The organism is Parvibaculum sp. (assembly GCF_049651025.1).
Lineage (GTDB): Bacteria > Pseudomonadota > Alphaproteobacteria > Parvibaculales > Parvibaculaceae > Parvibaculum.
The window spans coordinates 29,974-48,042 of sequence record NZ_JBASBH010000016.1 but is presented as its reverse complement, the minus strand read 5'-3'; the positions used below and the strand labels follow the sequence as shown (position 1 = coordinate 48,042).

Genomic DNA, 18,069 nt, shown 5'->3' with positions numbered 1-18,069 from the left:
GGAGCATGAGGCCCCGCATCATTCCTTGCTCGGGGTGTCTTCATTTTCTTCGGGCGCGGCGTCCGCGCTCTGGTGGCTTTCATGCCCGCCCTTGCGGCCTGCCTGAGCGGCGCGTTTGGGATCGTTCTTGAAGTTCCCGCCGCTGGCCTGACCGCCTTTCTGGCCCGCAATCGCCGCGCGCTCGGGATTATTGCGGAAATTGCCGCCGCTCAGTCGCCCGCCTTTGCGGCCCGCCTGCGCGGCCCGCTCCGGATTGGCGGCGAAATTTCCTGAACCGCCGCGATGAGGTGTGGTCGTCATCAAACTTGTTCCTTTCAGCTCTCACTGGCTCGTGTGGGAATTGAAGGCGCCACGCGAGCGTGAAGGCCCGGCGCAGTTGCCTGTAGTTTGAACAGGTCGTGGCGGGAAAGGTTCCTGCATTTGGCGCGATGAGGGGCGCAATGGGCCCGCAAAGCGCAAAATTTCCGTTTTAGCGGCTGAACTGCGCATAACATCGGTTGTCGCGCACGGCTCTGCATGCGGAATGCTGCGCCGCATGCTGCCGCCAAGCCATTGAATCGCTTGTTCTATCGGCCATTGAATGGCAGTGTTTGCGCGCTGGCGCCTTCCGCTTTACGCGGAATGTGCGGCGGGGGGCAGACAGGCGAACGGGGAGCCCGACAGGGCAGATGGCCTATTTTCTACAGCAGCTTATCAACGGCATAACGCTCGGCGCGACCTACGGGCTCATCGCAATCGGTTACACGATGGTCTACGGGATCATCGGCATGATCAATTTTGCGCATGGCGACATCTATATGATCGGCGCCTTCATCTCGCTTGTCGGCTTCATGCTGCTGGCGGCCTTCGGCATTACGAGCGTGCCGCTTGCCTTCTTTCTTGTGCTCATCTTTGCGATGTTCTTCACGGCCGTTTACGGCTGGACGGTCGAGCGTATCGCCTATCGCCCGCTGCGTCGCGCGCCGCGCCTTGCGCCCCTCATCTCGGCTATCGGTGCGTCGATCGTGTTGCAGAACTTCGTCCAACTGTCGCAGGGCGCGCGGGTGAAACCCTTGCAGCCGATGGTGCAGGGCTCGTTCCAGCTTTTCTCAGACGGCGATTTTCAGGTCACGATTTCCTATCTGCAGATCATGATCATCGCGCTCACCGTCACGCTGATGGCGGTTTTCACCTTCATGATCCGCTACACGAGCCTTGGCCGCGCGCAACGCGCCGCCGCGCAGGACATGACCATGGCCTCGCTGCTCGGCGTCAATGTCGACCGAACCATTTCAGCGACCTTCATCATCGGCGCGATGCTTGCCGCCGTCGCCGGGCTGATGGTGACGCTCTATTACGGCGTCATCGATTTCTATATCGGCTTCATCGTCGGCATAAAGGCCTTCACGGCGGCAGTGCTGGGCGGCATCGGTTCGCTGCCGGGCGCGATGCTTGGCGGCATGCTGATCGGCCTCATCGAAGCCTTCTGGTCGGGCTATTTCAGCATCGAGTACAAGGATGTCGCGGCCTTTTCGATCCTCGTTTTCGTTCTGATCTTCCGTCCGACCGGCCTTCTCGGCAAACCCGAGATTGAGAAGGTCTGATAGATGGACGCAAGTGCCGCACGACCGGACATGGGCGCGCTGTTGCGCGATGCGACTGTGGCATCGGTCGTTGCCGCGCTGCTTGCCTTTCCGCTGCTCGGCTTCCAGCTCGATGCCTCCGCGCAAGGCCTCGCGCTCAATGTTCGCCTGATCTGGGTCGTTTATGCCGCCGCCGCTGTCTTTGCAGGGCGGCTTGTTTTTTCGCTGGGCGGGCATTTTCTCGCACCGAGGATTTCCGCGCGCTTTGCGCCGCGCGTCAGGGCAAAGCCTGCGGTGCCGGGCCTCACGCGATTTTATATTGGCGCGGGCATGATGGCGCTGGCGCTCGTGCTGCCATGGCTTCCCTTTTCCGACCGCAACCTCATCGACAAGGCAACGTTGATCCTCATCTATGTGATGCTTGGCTGGGGTCTCAATATTGTCGTCGGCCTCGCCGGGCTTCTCGATCTTGGCTATGTCGCCTTTTATGCGGTCGGCGCTTATTCCTATGCGCTGCTCTCATCCTATTTCGGCTTGTCGTTCTGGATCTGCCTGCCGCTGGCGGGGCTTTTTGCGGGCGCGTTCGGCGTCGCGCTCGGATTTCCGGTGCTGCGGTTGAGAGGCGATTATCTCGCCATCGTCACGCTCGGCTTCGGCGAGATCGTGCGCGAGGTTCTCATCAATTGGGGAGAACTCACGGGTGGACCGAACGGTATTACAGGCATTCAGCGGCCGAGCTTTTTCGGCCTGCCCATGGTGCCTGCAACACCGGGTGGCGGCGTCACCTTTGCCGATTTCTTCGGCATTCCATTCTCGCCCTATCAGCGCATTATTTTTCTCTATTATCTGATCCTCATTCTGGCGCTGGCGACCAATCTCTTCACCATGCGCATCCGCCGTCTTCCCATCGGTCGCGCCTGGGAGGCGCTGCGTGAAGACGAGATCGCCTGCCGTAGCCTCGGCCTCAATCCGACGATGATAAAGCTCTCGGCCTTTGCCATCGGCGCGTCCTTCGCCGGTTTCGCAGGCTCGTTCTTTGCGACGCGGCAGGGTTTCATCAGCCCGGAAAGCTTCACCTTCATCGAAAGCGCGATCATTCTCGCGATCGTCGTGCTTGGCGGCATGGGCAGCCAGATCGGCATCGTGCTTGCCGCGCTTATTCTTGTCGGATTGCCGGAGTGGTTCCGCGAGCTGGCGGAATTCCGCATGGTCGCCTTCGGCGCGGCGATGGTGCTCATCATGGTGTGGCGTCCGCAGGGGCTTCTCTCGCATCGCGAGCCGACGCTGCGACTTGGCGTTCCAAAGGAGGGCGGCGCGTGAGTTCGGAACCGCTTCTCTCGGTCGAGCATCTCACCATTCGTTTCGGCGGGCTTGTCGCGATCAACGATCTTTCGTTTTCGGCGCGGGCGGGCGAGATCACTGCACTGATCGGGCCGAACGGCGCGGGCAAGACGACCGTCTTCAATTGCATAACCGGCTTCTACAAGCCTGATATCGGCCGCATCGCTTTCAATCGCGAGGATGGCGAGCGTTTCTTGCTGGAGCGGCTGGACGGGTTTCGCATTGCGCAGGCGGGCGTCGTGCGCACGTTTCAGAACATCCGGCTTTTTCCGGGCATGAGCGTCGGCGAAAATCTGATGGTTGCGCAGCATGTGGCGCTGATGCGCGCATCGCTTTTTTCGGTCGCGGGATTTTTGCGACTGCCGCGCTATATCAATGCCGAGCGTGCAGCCATTGAGCGCGCGCGCTACTGGCTCGACAAGATCGGTCTCGCGCGTGATGCAGATACGCTTGCGGGCAGCCTGTCTTACGGCTCGCAGCGCCGCCTCGAAATCGCGCGCGCCATGTGTGCGGAGCCGCGTCTTCTCTGTCTCGATGAGCCTGCCGCAGGTCTCAACCCGAACGAGTCTCTGGCGCTGAACGATCTGCTGTTGAGCATTCGCGACGAGCACAAGATCAGCATATTGCTCATCGAGCATGACATGAGCGTCGTCATGCAGATTTCCGACCGCATCAACGTGCTGGAACAGGGACGCCTCATTGCCGAGGGGACGCCTGCCGATATTCGCGCGAATCCGGAAGTCATCCGCGCCTATCTCGGCGTTGAGGATACGTCGGATGCCGTTGCCGCCATCGAGGGGGGCAACTGATGCTGAAGCTTCGCGGGTTGCGTTCGGGCTATGGCCGCATCGAGGTTCTGCACGAAATCGATCTCGATGTTCCTGAAGGCGAGATCGTGTCGTTGATCGGCGCCAATGGCGCGGGCAAGACGACGCTGCTGATGACGATCTGCGGCCAGCCGCAGGCGCGGGCGGGGCAGGTGCTTTTCGATGGACGCGATATTACGCGGCTTCAGACCTTCGAGATTGCGCGGGCGGGGATTGCCCATTCGCCGGAGGGGCGGCGTATTTTTCCGCGCATGAGCGTTCTTGAAAATCTGCAGATGGGCGCGATCGTTGCCGATCCGCGGCACTTCAACGACGACCTTGAGCGCGTGCTTGGGCTTTTCCCGCGCCTCAAGGAACGCATTGATCAACGAGGCGGCACGCTGTCGGGCGGCGAGCAGCAGATGCTTGCCATTGCCCGCGCGCTGATGAGCCGCCCGAAGCTTCTGCTTCTCGACGAGCCGTCGCTCGGCCTTGCGCCGCTTGTGACGAAACAGCTTTTTGAAAATATCGCCGAGATCAATCGCGCGCAGAAGATGACGATCCTTCTCGTGGAACAGAATGCGTTTCAGGCGCTAAAGCTCGCTGCTCACGCCCATATCATGGTCAATGGACGCATCGAGCTGAGCGGTTCGGGCGCGGCATTGCTGAAGGACCCTGCCGTTCGTGCCGCCTATCTGGAAGGCGCGCGTCCGCAGACGGAGGTGCGCCCATGAGCGACTATGCGCTCATCTTCGGCACCTCGCCGCTCGTTTCGCTGGGCATCACGCTGGTCCTTGGCGGCGGCTGCGCCGTGATGACGGGCCGGGCGCTGGCGCTGAACTGGCGGCCTGACTGGCAGCTTGTCGTCTATGCGCTTCTGCTCGGCGTTGCCGATCGTTTCCTCATTTTCGCGCTTTTTCAGGGCGAGCTGCTTTCGCTGTCGGGCTATTTCGCCGATGCGCTTGCCCTTGTGCTGATCGCGGCCACCGCTTTCAAGGCGACACGGGCGCTGCAGATGGTGCGGCAATATCCATGGCTCTATCGCAGGCGAGGGTTTTTGAGCTGGGAAAAAATCGGCGGATAGAGCCAATTGGCGCCGATGGCGGTCGAGACGGGCGTCTGCGGACGAAATGTCGTTTCCGCCCGGGCTTTCTTGTGTTTAGTCTGGCCGCATAATTTCGGGGATTGTTCAGGGGACACTTATGAAACGCTTGGCTTTGGTCGCTATCGCCGCCTTGTCGGTTGGTCTTTTCGCCTGCGGCAAGGATAAGAACACAACGGTCATCGGCGTTGCCGGGCCCGTGACGGGCAGCGAGGCGGTTTTCGGCGAGCAGTTCATTCATGGCGCGCAAAAGGCTGTGGCCGATATCAACGCTCGCGGCGGCGTGCTCGGCAAGCAGCTTGAACTCGTCATCGGCGACGATGCCTGCGACCCCAAGCAGGCGGTGAGCGTCGCCAACGACATGGCGTCCAAGGGTGCGGTCATGGTGGCGGGGCATTACTGCTCCGGCTCTTCCATTCCGGCGTCGGACGTCTATGCGGAATCGAACATCATCCAGATCACGCCTGCGTCGACCAATCCCCAGTTCACCGAACGCGGCTTGAAGAATGTCTTCCGCGTCTGCGGTCGCGACGATGCGCAGGGGCCGACGGCGGCTGCTTATGTGACGACGCATTTTGCGGGCAAGCGCATTGCCGTGGTCGACGACAAGTCGACCTATGGTCAGGGGCTCGCCAGCGAATTTGCCAAGGCGCTGAACGCCGCCGGCACGCAGGAAGTGCTGCATGAATCGATCACGGCAGGCGAGAAGGATTACAGCCCGCTGATTTCCAAGCTGAAGCAGGCCAAGGCCGAAGTGCTTTATTTCGGCGGCTACAAGACGGAAGGCGGCCTCATTGTTCGCCAGATGCGCGAGCAGGGCCTCTCCACCATTCTGATCGGCGGCGACTCTCTCGTGACCGATGAATATTGGTCGATCACGGGTGCTGCGGGCGAGGGTACGCTGATGACGTTCGGTCCCGATCCGCGTCTCGATCCGGCAAATGCCACGCTTGTGGAGCAGTTTCGCGCAGACAAGTACGAGCCGGAAGCCTATACGCTCTACACTTATGCTGCGATCCAGGCCTGGGCGCAGGCGGCGGAGAAGGCAGGCACGACGGACAGCACCAAGGTTGCAGAGGCGCTCAAGTCAGGCCACTTCGACACGGTGCTCGGCAAGGTCGGCTTTGACGCCAAGGGCGATATGGATGCGCCGGGCTATGTTTTCTACGCCTGGAAAAACGGCAAGTATGCTTACGCCAAATAATAACTGCCGGGGGGCAGAACTTCTTCATGTCAAAACTTCGTCTGCCTGAACTATCGCGCCGCAATCTCGTGCTGGGCGGCGTCGGCCTTCTTGGCGTGCTTGTCGTCGGTTTTCTTATCTGGAGGTTCGCTGCGTCTGGCGCGGTTGAGGCTCCTGCAGTGAGCGCAGTGCAGGAGCCCTATATCGTGACGGGCTTTCGCTCCGCGCAATTCGGTGCGGATGAGGATGGCGTGCGTGCGGCCATTGCCAAGGATTTCGGGCTCAGCGGCGATGCCGTCAAGACGGGCACGAGCCCGGTCGAGAAGACGAGGCTTCTGGCCGTCCGGGTCAAGGATGTGCTGCCCGAAAGCGGCGATGCCGAGGTCGTCTATATTCTCGGCCACAAGTCGAAGACGCTGATTCAGGTCAATATTATCTGGGGCTCTCAGCTCACGCCGAATGTCACGGCTTCCACGCTTGGCATCACTGCGACGGTTCTCAAGCAATATTTTGCCAAGCAGGCTTTCGTGCCGGACAGCATTAAGAGTGGCGTGAAGCTGCCGAACGGGGCGCTGCTTGTCTTCTCGGGCCTCGACACGCAAGGCCATCTCGTCAATCTCGTGTTTCAGGAAGCATTGCTGAAGCCTGCCGAAGAGGCGAAGTCCGGCGAGCCTGCAAAACCCGCCGCCAAGGGTAAAGGCAAGGCGAAAGACGATGCGGCCGCGACAGCGGAGACGGCGACCGCGCCTAAAAAACTCGTTGCACTCCGCCTCTCCTACATCAAGGATGTTCGTCAGCCCGACATCTTCAAAGTCGAAAAAGGCCAGTTCTGACGCGCGGGATGCACCATGCCGGATACAGCCGCTGATTTCATTGTCGGGCGCAACAATCTGCGCCAGCACAAGCTTCTCAACACGCCGGTACCTGCGATCAGGCAGGGAGAGGTTCTGCTGAAGGTCGACAAGTTCGCCTTCACATCGAACAACGTCACCTACGCCGCCTTTGGCGATGCGATGAAGTATTGGGATTTTTTTCCGGCGCCGGAAGGCTGGGGGAAGGTGCCGGTCTGGGGCTTTGCCGATGTGGTCGCGTCAAAGCATGACGAGATTGCGGTGGGCGAGCGCGTGTTTGGCTATCTGCCCATGTCGAGCCATGTCGTGGTGGCGCCTGCCCATGTGAAGCCTGCCGGTTTCATCGATGCGTCCGCGCATCGTGCGGAGCTTGCGCTGGTCTATAACCAGTATAATCGCGTCGCGGGCGATCCGGGTTATGTCGCGGCTTATGAAGATCAGCAGGCGCTTCTGCGTCCGCTTTTCATGACCGCATTCTTCATCGACGATCTGCTGGCCGATAATGATTTCTTCGGCGCGAAGGCTGTGGTGCTTTCAAGCGCGTCGAGCAAGACGGCGCTTGGCGTCGCCTATCTCCTGTCGCAGAACCGCGATGTGGAAGTGGTCGGCCTCACCTCGCGAAGTAATATCCCCTTTCTCGAAAGCACGGGCTATTACGATCGTGTCGTCGCCTATGACGATATTGCGTCGCTGCCTTCCGATCTGCCGGTCGTCTTTGTCGATATGGCGGGCAATGCGAAGGTGATCGCCGACCTGCACAATCATTTCCGCGATGCGATGACCTATAGCTGCGTCGTCGGCGGCACGCATTGGGAAGCGCGCGGCGTCGGCAAGGCGCTGCCGGGGCCGAAGCCGGTTTTCTTTTTCGCGCCGACGCAGATTGCCAAGCGGACGAAAGACTGGGGTCCGGGCGGCATCGAAAAGCGTTTCGCGGAAAGCTGGAAGGCTTTTCTGGGCTCCGTCGCCAAGTGGATGCGTGTCGTCAAAGGCAGCGGCGCAAAGAGCGTCGAGAGCGTTTATCTCGACATGCTCGACGGCAAGGTGAAGCCCGACGAGGGGCATATCCTTTCTCTGTGAAGGCCCGCTGCAACTAGCCCAGCATCGCCAGCAAGCTCGCCGCGATCAGCACCTGACCCGCGTAATACGTCACCCAGATGATCGGCCCCCGGAATGGCACCGGCTGGCGGAACTTGTCGACGGCGATGACGGCGTCGGAAAACACAAAGAGCAATGCGCCGAGCCCGGCAAGCGGGGCAGGGAGCGCGAAGGCGGCGAGCGCCATCAGGGTGATCACGCCCATATAGGCGACGACAGGCGGCAGGTAGCTGCCGAGCTTTGGCTTCAGCCAGAGCAGTGTGCCGATGGACAGAGCGATGAGCGCCACCATGCCGGCGATCTGCGCGCCATCCGGCTCGCTCACGCGCGGCAGCATGACGGCCAGATAGAAAAAATGTCCGATGAGGAAAGCGATCAGCCCGCGCTGAAAGTTTTTCGTGTCGCCTTTCAGTGCGAGGAAATAGTCGCCGGTGCTTCCCAGCGCCAGTGCGGCGGTGAGGCAGACAAGCGCGAATGTGGGCGCATTCTCATGGCCAAGGCTCAGCAGCGGCAGCGGCGCGAGTGCGGCGATCGAGATGGTTTTCAGGCTGGTGCGAAGTGGCCCGGCAGGTGTCGCGACCACGGCTAGATAGCCAAGCGATGCAATGGCTGAAAGTGCCGCAAGCGCCCATCTGATCGTATCCAGCTCGTCGCCAAATGTGAGCGCAGCGTTCAGCATCGTCTTCCCCCGTCGCAATTTTTCCGATGATAACCGCTCAGCGCGATGCGAGCCAGATGCTTGCGCCCGCGCCTGCCGAGCGACCGGTGGCAAAACAGGCTGTGAGGAGATAGCCGCCGGTCGGTGCTTCCCAGTCGAGCATTTCACCGGCGCAGAACAGGCCGGGCTGCGCCTTTGCCATGAAGTGCTCGTCCAGCGCGTCGAAGGAGACGCCGCCAGCGCTTGAAATGGCTTCGGTGATGGGGCGTGGACTGATGATTTTCAGCGGAAGCGCCTTGATGCCGGCGGCAAGGCGCGCGGGATCGTTGAAGGCGTCGGGGGCAAGGCATTCGCGCAGCAGTGCGGCCTTTACGCCGTCGATGCCTGCCACCTTGCGCAAATGGTTTGCCATGGAGGTCTTGCCGCGCGGGCGCGACAATTCACGGGCGAGGCGTTCTTCGCTGCGGTCGGGCGCGAGGTCGAGAGTGAGGGTTGCGGTGCCGTCGCGCTCTATCGCGTCGCGCAGTGCCGCTGAATGGGTATAGACGACGCTGCCTTCGATGCCGTGTTCGGAGATGACGAATTCGCCGCGATGGGTTTCACCATTAAATGTCAGCGCGACGGATTTGACGGGCGCGCCTGCGAAGCGCTCCTTCACATAGGCGCTCCATTCGACATTGAAGCCGCAATTTGCCGGACGGAGCGGGTTCACGGCGATGCCGCGTGCCGCAAGCCAGGGCGCCCAACCTCCATCCGAGCCGAGCTGTGGCCAGCTTGCGCCGCCAAGCGTCAGCACGGTCGCGTCGCTCGTGAAGCGGACTTCGCCTGCGGGCGTGTCGAAGATGAGCGCGCCGTCGTCAGCCCAGCCTTTCCAGTGGTGGCGCACATGGATGGTGAGGCCCGCCGCGCGCAGGCGCTTCAGCCAGGCGCGCAGCAGGGGCGCTGCCTTGAAGTCGGTCGGGAAGATGCGGCCCGAGGAGCCGGTGAAGGTTTCGACGCCCAGATCCTTTGCCCAATCGGTGATCTGGCCCGGTGTGAAGGCGCGCAGCGCGGCCTCAAGTTGCGGGCGATCATTGCCAAAGCGCGTCAGAAGCGTTTCAAAGTTTTCCGAGTGAGTGATGTTCAGGCCGCTTTTGCCTGCCATCAGGAATTTGCGGCCGAGCGAGCGCATGGCGTCGAAGAGATGCACTTGCGCGCCTGCCGCCAATAGCGCCTCGGCGGCCATGAGCCCTGCGGGGCCGCCGCCGATAATCGCTACGGTTTTTGCCGAAATTGCCAAAGTCTGTTTCCGTTCCTGCCAATAAGGCTAGCGTGTAGCGTGTTGTACGTTACGTTAAGACACGCAAAAATTATGTATCGAGAAGTACCGGGGAGCTCATGACTATCACTCATTTGCTGATCGCCAATAGGGGCGAAATCGCCATCCGCATCGCGCGCGCCGCCGCTGAGCTTGGTTTGAAGACCACCTCCGTCTTTTCCGAAGATGACGCGCTGTCGCTGCATACGCGCGCAACCGACGATGCGCATGCGCTGAAGGGTCATGGGGCTGCGGCCTATCTCGACATTGCGCAGATCGTGGCAGCGGCGCGCGAGGCGAAATGCGACGCGGTACATCCCGGTTATGGGTTTCTGAGCGAGAACGCCGATTTCGCCCGTGCCTGCAAGGAGGCCGGTCTTGTTTTCGTCGGGCCGAATATCGAGGCGCTTGAGCTTTTCGGCGACAAGATCAAGGCGAAGACGCTGGCGCTCAGCGTCGGCGTTCCGCTGCTTCCCGGCACGACGGGGCCGACGAGCCTCGAGGCCGCGCGGGCTTTCTTCGAGGCGAATGGTTCGATGATGATCAAGGCGGTCGCCGGTGGCGGCGGTCGCGGCATGCGGCCCGTGCGCGCGGCCTCTGAAATCGACGAGGCTTATGCGCGCTGCCAGTCGGAAGCGAAGGCGGCGTTTGGCAGCAGCGATGTTTATGTCGAAAAGCTGATCGAGAAAGCACGGCACATTGAGGTGCAGATCGTCGGCGATGCGACGGGCGAGATTTCGCATCTTTATGAGCGCGAATGTTCGATGCAGCGCCGCAATCAGAAGCTGGTCGAGATCGCGCCGAGCCCGAGCCTCAGCGCATCCTTGCGCGAGAGGCTTTATGCCGCCGCTGTCACGCTCGCCAAGGCTGCCGGTTATGACAATCTCGGGACTTTCGAGTTTCTGGTCGATGCCGCCGACATGGAAACCTTCGCCTTCATCGAAGCCAATCCGCGTCTTCAGGTCGAGCATACCGTCACGGAAGAAGTGACCGGCGTCGATCTTGTGCAGACGCAATTGAAGATCGCGGGCGGTGCGAGCCTGAAGAAGCTCGGGCTGACGCAAGCCGAAATTCCCGCGCCGCGCGGCTATGCGATCCAGCTTCGCATCAACATGGAAACCATGGATGCGGAAGGCAATGCAAAGCCCGCGGGCGGCGTCCTCTCTGTTTTCGAAGCGCCGTCAGGCCCCGGCATTCGCGTCGATACATTCGGCTATGCGGGCTATCGCACAAGCCCGAGCTTCGACTCGCTGCTTGCAAAGCTGATCGTTCATTCGCGCTCGACCGATTACGCCGATGCGGTGCGCCGCGCCGCCCGCGCTCTGAGCGAGTTTCGGATCGAAGGTGTTGCGACGAATATTTCATTCCAGCGCAGCCTGCTTGCGCATAAGGCATTTGCGGCCAACGACATCACGACGCGTTTCATAGAGACGCATGCGGGCGAGCTTGTCGCGCCGCCTGCCGATGGCGCGCAGCGTTTTTTCGCCAGCACGGGCGAGGGCATCGTGGCCACGCAGGCGCATGTGAAGGGGCCGGAGAACAGCGAGCCGGTCGGTGCGCCGATGCAAGGCAAGGTCGTCAATATCGACGTTGCGGAGGGCGATACGGTTCATCGCGGCCAGCAGATCGCCGTGCTTGAAGCGATGAAGATGGAGCATCTCGTCAAGGCCGATCAGAGCGGCATTGTGCGCCTCGTCGCTGCTGTGCCGGGCGAAGTTCTCTTCGAAGGCCAGCCGCTTGTCTTCATCGAGGCAAAGGATGTCGGCGCGCAAAAGGCCGAGGTGGAAGAGATTCTCGATCTCGATCGCATTCGTCCCGATCTCGCCGAAGTGCGGGCGCGCATTCTGACCGGGCTCGATGAAGGCCGCCCTGATGCAGTCGCGCGTCGTCGCAAGACCAATCAGCGCACGGCGCGCGAGAATGTCGCCGATCTCTGCGACGAAGGCAGCTTCATCGAATATGGCTCCATGCAGCTTGCCGCGCAGCGTCGTCGTCGCTCGATGGAGGAACTGATCAAGATGAGCCCGGCCGATGGCATGCTTGCCGGTTTCGGTGCGGTCAATGGCGCGCATTTCGACGAGGAAAAATCGCGCTGTCTTGTGCTGGCTTACGACTACACCGTCTTTGCGGGCACGCAAGGGTCGATGAACCACAAGAAGAAAGACCGGATGTTCCATCTCGCTCAACAGTGGAAGACGCCTATCGTCTTTTTCACTGAAGGTGGCGGCGGGCGTCCGGGCGATACGGATGGGCAAGGCGTTGCCGGTCTCGACACGCCGAGCTTTCTTGCCTATGCGCAGCTATCTGGCTTCGTGCCGCGCATCGGCATCAATTCGGGTCGCTGCTTTGCGGGCAATGCGGCGCTGCTCGGTTGCTCCGACGTCATCATCGCGACGAAGAATTCCAATATCGGCATGGGCGGCCCGGCGATGATCGAGGGTGGCGGGCTTGGCGTCTTCACGCCGGATGAAGTCGGCCCCGTCAGCGTGCAGGCGCCCAATGGCGTCATCGACGTGCTGGTGGAAGACGAGGCGGAAGCGGTTGCGGCGGCGAAGAAATATCTGGCCTATTTCCAGGGACCGCTCGCTGATTGGGAATGTGCGGACCAGCGCATTCTCCGTCATCTCATTCCTGAAAACCGGCTTCGCATTTATGACATTCGTGCGGTGATCGATGCGCTTTGCGACAAGGGCTCGGTGCTGGAGCTGCGGCGCGATTTTGCACATGGCATGGTGACGGCGCTTGTGCGCGTTGAAGGCCGCCCCATGGGCCTCATCGCCAACAATCCGACGCATCTTGCCGGTGCCATCGACGGCGACGGCGCGGACAAGGCGTCGCGTTTCATGCAGCTTTGCGATGCGTTCGGGTTGCCGATCCTGTCGCTATGCGACACGCCGGGTTTCATGGTGGGGCCGGATGCGGAAAAGACGGCGCTGGTTCGCCGCGTCAGTCGCATGTTCGTGACGGCGGGCAGCCTCAGCGTGCCGATGTTCACGGTTGTTCTGCGCAAGGGCTATGGCCTTGGCGCGCAGGGCATGGCGGGCGGAAGTTTCCATGCGCCGTTCTTCATCGTCTCATGGCCGACGGGCGAGTTCGGCGGCATGGGGCTCGAAGGGGCTGTGCGTCTTGGTTATCGCAAGGAAATGGAAGCGCTGACGGACCCCGTCGAGCAGAAGGCGTTTTTCGACAAGATGGTCGCGCGCTCCTATGAACATGGCAAGGCGATCAACATGGCCTCTGTGCTTGAGATCGATCAGGTCATCGACCCGCTGGAAACGCGCCGCTGGATCAAGCGCGGCCTTGCCTCGGTGCCAAAGCCCGTCGCGGTTGAGGGCAAGCGGCGGTCGTTTGTCGATACGTGGTAGGATTCATTCGAGATTGTCACCCCGGCTTTATGCCGGGGTCGAGGGCGGCTTGCTCGGTATTTGCGGCTACTGGACCCCGGGACAAGCCCGGGATGACAATGAATATGAATTGAGCCCAATCGAGATCGCTATTTGCCCATGACCAAATCCGACAAGCGTCATCTCAGCGTCCGCGCGATCATCGTGTTCTATCGCGAGTTCGAACGCGCGACGCGCGACGCCGATATCAGCATCGCTCAATATCGCACGCTGCTTTATCTGAAGGGCGGTGCGCAGAGGGCGGGCGCGATTGCGGCGGCGGGTGCGGTGAAGAAGCCGACCATTTCGGCCATGCTGAACGCCTTGCGCGACAAGGGTTGGATTGTCGACGAGGCCGATCCGGCGGATGGGCGCGCTGTCTCCGTCGCGCTCACGCCCGCAGGCCGGGCGCGCATCGATGCGCTGGAGGAGACGCTTGCCGACCGCATATCGGCCATTGTGGCTCCGGCTGAGCTTGCCGAGCTTCTGACGGCGCTGCCTGCTGCGTATCTGAGCCTTCACAGCACGACGGAAGAGCGGGTGAAGGATATCGAGAGCCAGTTTATCGGGTGAGGAGATTTGGCCCCGGTTTCAAAAAGGTGCGGTATCTGCTCGTAACTTGACGCCGCCTCCTTCCTGTCCATATAGTTAGCCTAACCTAACTAAATACGTGGAGGAAGCGCCATGACCCATCGATATGACCTCGTCATTCGGGGCGGCATGATTGCCGATGGGACGGGCGCGGCGCTTCGCGAAGCCGATGTTGCGATTGCCGGTGGCAAAATCGTCGCTGTCGGCACGGTCGCAGGATCGGGCCGTGAAGAGATCGACGCCAGGGGCCGTCTTGTGACGCCGGGCTTTGTCGACATCCATACGCATTATGACGGGCAGGCCACCTGGGACGAGCGCCTCGCGCCGTCGAGCTGGCATGGCGTGACCACGGCGGTCATGGGCAATTGCGGCGTCGGCTTTGCGCCGGTACGCCCTGCCGATCACGACCGTCTCATCGAACTCATGGAAGGCGTCGAGGATATTCCCGGCGCGGCGCTGCATGAGGGGCTGAAGTGGAACTGGGAGAGCTTCCCCGAATATCTCGATGCGCTGGCCGCGCGCCGTTTCGACATCGACATTTGCGCGCAGCTTCCTCATGGCGCGCTGCGCGTTTTCGTCATGGGCGAGCGCGGCGCGAAGCTTGAAGCGGCGAGCGATGACGACATTGCCGAGATGCGCGTGCTGACCGAAGAAGCCATGCGTGCGGGCGCCATCGGCTTTTCCACCTCGCGCACCTTGAACCACCGCACCGTCAAGGGCGATCCGACGCCGAGCTTGCGCGCCACCGAAGCCGAACTCACCGGCATCGCGCTTGGCATGCGCGACGCGGGCACGGGCGTCTTTGAAATGATCTCCGATTTTGACACGCCCGATCAGGCGACCGAATTTGCGATGATCCGCCGCCTCATCGAAATTTCCGGTCGTCCGCTTTCGCTGTCGCTCGGGCAAAGCCATCGCGATCCGCAAGGCTGGCGGAAACTTCTCGGTTGCATCGGCGAAGCGGCGCGTGACGGACTGCCGATTCGTGCGCAGGTTGCGCCGCGTCCCATCGGTACGCTTTATGGGCTTCAGTCGAGCCTCAATCCTTTCTCGACGCATCCCTCCTTCAAGGCGATTGCGGGGAAGAGCCTTGCTGAAAAAGTTGCGGCATTTCGCGATCCTGCGTTCCGTGCGCGTCTTCTTGGCGAAGCGCCGGGCAATCCAGCGCTTGCCAAGCGTCTCATGGATTTCACGCGCATCTTCGCGCTTGGCAAGACGCCGGATTATGAGCCGCCGCGCGAGCGCTCCATTGCCGCGATGGCTGAGGCGCAAGGTCGCGATGCAGCCGATCTCGCTTGCGAGATGCTTGTGGGCGATGAAGGCCGCGCCTTCCTCTTTGCGCCTTTCTCGAACTATGCCGAATATAATCTCGATGCCTGCGGCGAGATGATGGACGACCCGAACACGGTCATGGGTCTTGGTGATGGCGGCGCGCATGTCGGCCTGATTTCCGACGCGAGCTTCAGTACCTATCTGCTCTCCCATTGGGGTCGCGACCGGGCGCATGGGCGTTTCGATCTTGCGCGTCTGGTGAAAAAGCAAACGGCGGATACGGCGCGCGCTGTCGGCCTCATGGATCGTGGCGTCATCGCGCCCGGCATGAAGGCAGACATCAACGTCATCGATTTCGACAATCTGTCGATCGACGCGCCTGCCATGGCCTTCGATCTGCCTGCGGGCGGCAAGCGCTTGTTGCAGCGGGCGCGCGGCTATGAGGCGACCATTGTTTCCGGCGAGATCGTCTATCGCCATGGCGAGGCGACGGCGGCGCTGCCGGGCCGTCTGGTGAGAGGGCCGCAAGCAGCGCCCGTAAACTGATATTTCCGGGGAGGGAGAGATCATGTCGTTCACACCGAAGAAACTTGAAACTCATGTCGACTGGCGTTCGTCCAGCGTCGCCGATCCGACGCAATGGACGGTGACGCTCAGCGAGAGCGATCATCGCGAACTCGATCACGCGCTGACGGTTGCAAAGGGCGTGTCGGAGGAACTTCTCGATATTGGCCGCGAGGCTTTTCCGCTCGACGGGCTTGTCGAAAAACTTGCCGATGTGGAGCGCGAGCTGATCGACGGGCGCGGCTTTGTGCAGATCAGCGCGCTCGATGCGACGCGTTACTCCGACGACGATCTGACGATGCTCTATTGGGGCATCGGCATGCATCTCGGCGATCCCTGGCCACAGAATAAATATGGCCACATGATGGGTGACGTCACCGATCAGGGAAAAGCGCTCGACGATCCGACCATACGCGGCAATGAGATCGGTCTTGTCGGCCTCGACTATCACACGGATGGTTCCGATCTCGTCGGGCTCATGTGTCTGCGCAAGGCGAAGTCCGGCGGGCTATCCTGCGTTGCCAATGTCGTCGCGATCTATAATGAGCTGGTGGAGAGGCGCCCCGATCTCATTGCGGCGCTTTACGAGCCGCTGCCCTGGGATTATCGCGGCGAGCAGCCGAAAGGCGGGGCGGAATTTTATTCGCGGCCCTGCTTCACGGAACATGACGGCCGCATCTTCGTCCGTTTCATTCCGCAATATATCAAGGCTTCGCAGCGCCACGCGGCGGCACCGCGCCTTTCCGCCATAGCCGTTGAGGCATTGGACACCATTGCCTCAATGGCGCGCGATCCGCAGTTCAACGTCTATATGGACCTGCAGCCTGGCGCGATGCAGTTCATCAACAATTATCACGTGCTGCATGGGCGCATGCCTTACGAGGACGATGTGGCGAACGGCTACAAGCGTCATCTGAAGCGCCTCTGGCTTGCGACGCGTTATCTCAAGAACCGCCCGGAGCATTTCGCCAATGGCGCGCAAGGCCATTGGGCGAAGAACAAGTCTGTCAGCCGGATTGCGGCGGTGGGGCAGGCGGTCTGATTGGAAATGATACTGTCATCCCGGGACTTGTTCCCGGGACCCATCTTCCTTCACTCGTTGCCGATGCGCCATGGATCCCGGGAACAAGTCCCGGGATGACACCGGGCATGATTGGCGCGACACTCATAAAAAGCCGGGGAGGGCATCATGGATTTCGACCTGAGCGAAGAGCACAGGATGCTGAAGGACCTCGTCGCCCGTTTCGTGCGCGACGAGTTGATGCCTCTGGAATCGAAGGTTCTCGCGCGTGACGCAGCGGGCGAGGGTGCGCATCTTTCGGCGGAAGAAAAAGTCCATATCGACAAGGTGACGAAGGAGCTTGGGCTCTGGGGCCTCGATGCGCCGGAAGATGTCGGCGGTTCAGACTTGCCGACGGTTGCCATGATCGGCGTCAATGAAGAGCTTGGCCGCACCATCACGCCTTACGTGTTGCCGCCGGACAGTCCGAATCTGCGCATGCTGATGGCGACGGTGAATGACGAGCAGCGCGAGCAATATCTCGCGCCCTACGCGCGCGGCGAAACGATTTCGGCCATCGGCATTTCCGAGCCGGGCGCGGGCGCGGACCCGGCGTCGATGACGACACGGGCAGTGCGCGAGGGTAACGGCTGGGTGCTGAACGGTCGCAAGATATGGACGAGCCGCGCGGCGGAAGCCGACTTCACCATTGTCATGGCGGTAACGGATAAGGAGAAGGGCGCGCGTGGCGGCATCTCCGCTTTTCTTGTGGATCGCGACACGCCGGGCTTCAAGGTGCTGCGCCGCATTCCGATGATCGGCGGCGCTTTTACCTATGAGGTGGTGTTTGAGGATTGCCGGTTGCCGGCCTCCAAGCTCCTCGGCAAGGAGGGGCAGGGCTTTGCGCCGATGCAGATACGCCTCTCCACGCGGCGGCTTGAGATGGCGTCGTGGTGCATCGGCATCTCGCAGCGCGCCCTTGAGATGATTTGCGAATATGCGCCGCAGCGCTCCACCTTCGGCCAGCCGCTCGCGGCACGTCAGGCGATCCAGTGGTGGGTGGCGGATGCCGCCATGCGCATCAAGGCTTGCCGGTTGATGGCCTATGAGACGGCGTGGAAACTCGATCAGGGCCGCGACGTGCGCACCGATGTTTCGATGATCAAGGTCATGGGCACTGAAATGGCCTGGGAGATTGTCGATCACGCGATGCAGGTTTTCGGCGCGATGGGCATGACCAAGGAAATGCCGTTGCATCTGATGGCGAGCCAGGTTCGCAACATGCGCATCTATGACGGCCCGTCGGAAGTGCATCGCTGGGTCATCGCGCGCGAGTTGCTTGGCTTGAAGCGTTGAGGGAGAGA

At 61.3% G+C, this 18,069-nt stretch carries 16 protein-coding genes; 13 read left to right on the top strand and 3 right to left on the bottom strand.

Features of this window, described 5'->3' with window-relative positions; translation table 11 throughout:
* Positions 1-18 precede the first annotated feature (18 nt).
* Entirely contained in the window at positions 19-300 is a 282-nt protein-coding gene (locus WA943_RS01620) for a general stress protein (RefSeq protein WP_424468040.1), read from the bottom strand.
* Between the two features lie 368 nt (positions 301-668).
* On the opposite strand from WA943_RS01620, the gene WA943_RS01615 reads away from it, so the two are divergent.
* The 8 genes from WA943_RS01615 to WA943_RS01580 all read left to right on the top strand — a co-directional run bounded on the left by WA943_RS01615 (position 669) and on the right by WA943_RS01580 (position 7,922).
* The gene (locus WA943_RS01615) at positions 669-1,583 is read left to right on the top strand and encodes an ABC transporter permease subunit (protein ID WP_424468038.1); all 915 of its coding nucleotides are present in this window, start codon (positions 669-671) and stop codon (positions 1,581-1,583) included.
* Positions 1,584-1,586: 3 nt separating this feature from the next.
* Positions 1,587-2,882 (top strand): high-affinity branched-chain amino acid ABC transporter permease LivM, encoded by a 1,296-nt coding sequence (gene livM, locus WA943_RS01610; protein WP_424468036.1) that lies wholly within the window; start codon positions 1,587-1,589, stop codon positions 2,880-2,882.
* Positions 2,879-3,712, top strand: coding sequence for an ABC transporter ATP-binding protein (locus tag WA943_RS01605; RefSeq protein WP_424468034.1), 834 nt, complete (start codon positions 2,879-2,881; stop codon positions 3,710-3,712). Before livM ends, WA943_RS01605 begins: the two co-directional genes overlap by 4 nt.
* Complete coding sequence (locus WA943_RS01600) at positions 3,712-4,443, top strand: ABC transporter ATP-binding protein (protein WP_424468032.1); 732 nt, start codon at positions 3,712-3,714, stop codon at positions 4,441-4,443. The genes WA943_RS01605 and WA943_RS01600 overlap by 1 nt, the downstream gene beginning before the upstream one ends.
* On the top strand, positions 4,440-4,793 hold the full coding sequence (locus tag WA943_RS01595) for a DUF6867 family protein (RefSeq protein WP_424468030.1): 354 nt from the start codon (positions 4,440-4,442) through the stop codon (positions 4,791-4,793). Before WA943_RS01600 ends, WA943_RS01595 begins: the two co-directional genes overlap by 4 nt.
* Positions 4,794-4,911: 118 nt before the next feature.
* On the top strand, positions 4,912-6,015 hold the full coding sequence (locus tag WA943_RS01590; protein ID WP_424468028.1) for a branched-chain amino acid ABC transporter substrate-binding protein: 1,104 nt from the start codon (positions 4,912-4,914) through the stop codon (positions 6,013-6,015).
* A gap of 26 nt (positions 6,016-6,041) precedes the next feature.
* Positions 6,042-6,827, top strand: coding sequence for a hypothetical protein (locus tag WA943_RS01585; protein WP_424468026.1), 786 nt, complete (start codon positions 6,042-6,044; stop codon positions 6,825-6,827).
* Between the two features lie 15 nt (positions 6,828-6,842).
* Positions 6,843-7,922, top strand: coding sequence for a DUF2855 family protein (locus WA943_RS01580; protein WP_424468024.1), 1,080 nt, complete (start codon positions 6,843-6,845; stop codon positions 7,920-7,922).
* Positions 7,923-7,935: 13 nt separating this feature from the next.
* Here the strand turns inward: WA943_RS01580 and WA943_RS01575 are convergent, their stop codons facing one another.
* Positions 7,936-8,619, bottom strand: a complete 684-nt coding sequence (locus WA943_RS01575; protein ID WP_424468022.1) for a lysoplasmalogenase — start codon at positions 8,617-8,619, stop codon at positions 7,936-7,938.
* A 37-nt stretch (positions 8,620-8,656) separates the two neighbouring features.
* Positions 8,657-9,871, bottom strand: coding sequence for a TIGR03862 family flavoprotein (locus WA943_RS01570; RefSeq protein ID WP_424468148.1), 1,215 nt, complete (start codon positions 9,869-9,871; stop codon positions 8,657-8,659).
* A gap of 104 nt (positions 9,872-9,975) precedes the next feature.
* Here WA943_RS01570 and WA943_RS01565 point away from each other — a divergent pair, with 104 nt between their 5' ends.
* The 5 genes from WA943_RS01565 (at position 9,976) to WA943_RS01545 (ending at position 18,061) form a co-directional block, all read left to right on the top strand.
* Positions 9,976-13,260, top strand: coding sequence for a carboxyl transferase domain-containing protein (locus WA943_RS01565; RefSeq protein WP_424468020.1), 3,285 nt, complete (start codon positions 9,976-9,978; stop codon positions 13,258-13,260).
* A 138-nt stretch (positions 13,261-13,398) separates the two neighbouring features.
* Entirely contained in the window at positions 13,399-13,851 is a 453-nt protein-coding gene (locus WA943_RS01560) for a MarR family winged helix-turn-helix transcriptional regulator (RefSeq protein WP_424468018.1), read from the top strand.
* A gap of 111 nt (positions 13,852-13,962) precedes the next feature.
* Entirely contained in the window at positions 13,963-15,687 is a 1,725-nt protein-coding gene (locus WA943_RS01555; protein ID WP_424468016.1) for an N-acyl-D-amino-acid deacylase family protein, read from the top strand.
* A 22-nt stretch (positions 15,688-15,709) separates the two neighbouring features.
* Positions 15,710-16,747, top strand: coding sequence for a TauD/TfdA family dioxygenase (locus tag WA943_RS01550; RefSeq protein WP_424468014.1), 1,038 nt, complete (start codon positions 15,710-15,712; stop codon positions 16,745-16,747).
* Between the two features lie 147 nt (positions 16,748-16,894).
* Positions 16,895-18,061 carry an acyl-CoA dehydrogenase family protein gene (locus tag WA943_RS01545; RefSeq protein ID WP_424468012.1) on the top strand — a complete coding sequence of 389 codons (1,167 nt, stop codon included), beginning with the start codon at positions 16,895-16,897 and terminating at the stop codon, positions 18,059-18,061.
* The last annotated feature ends 8 nt before the right edge of the window (positions 18,062-18,069 follow it).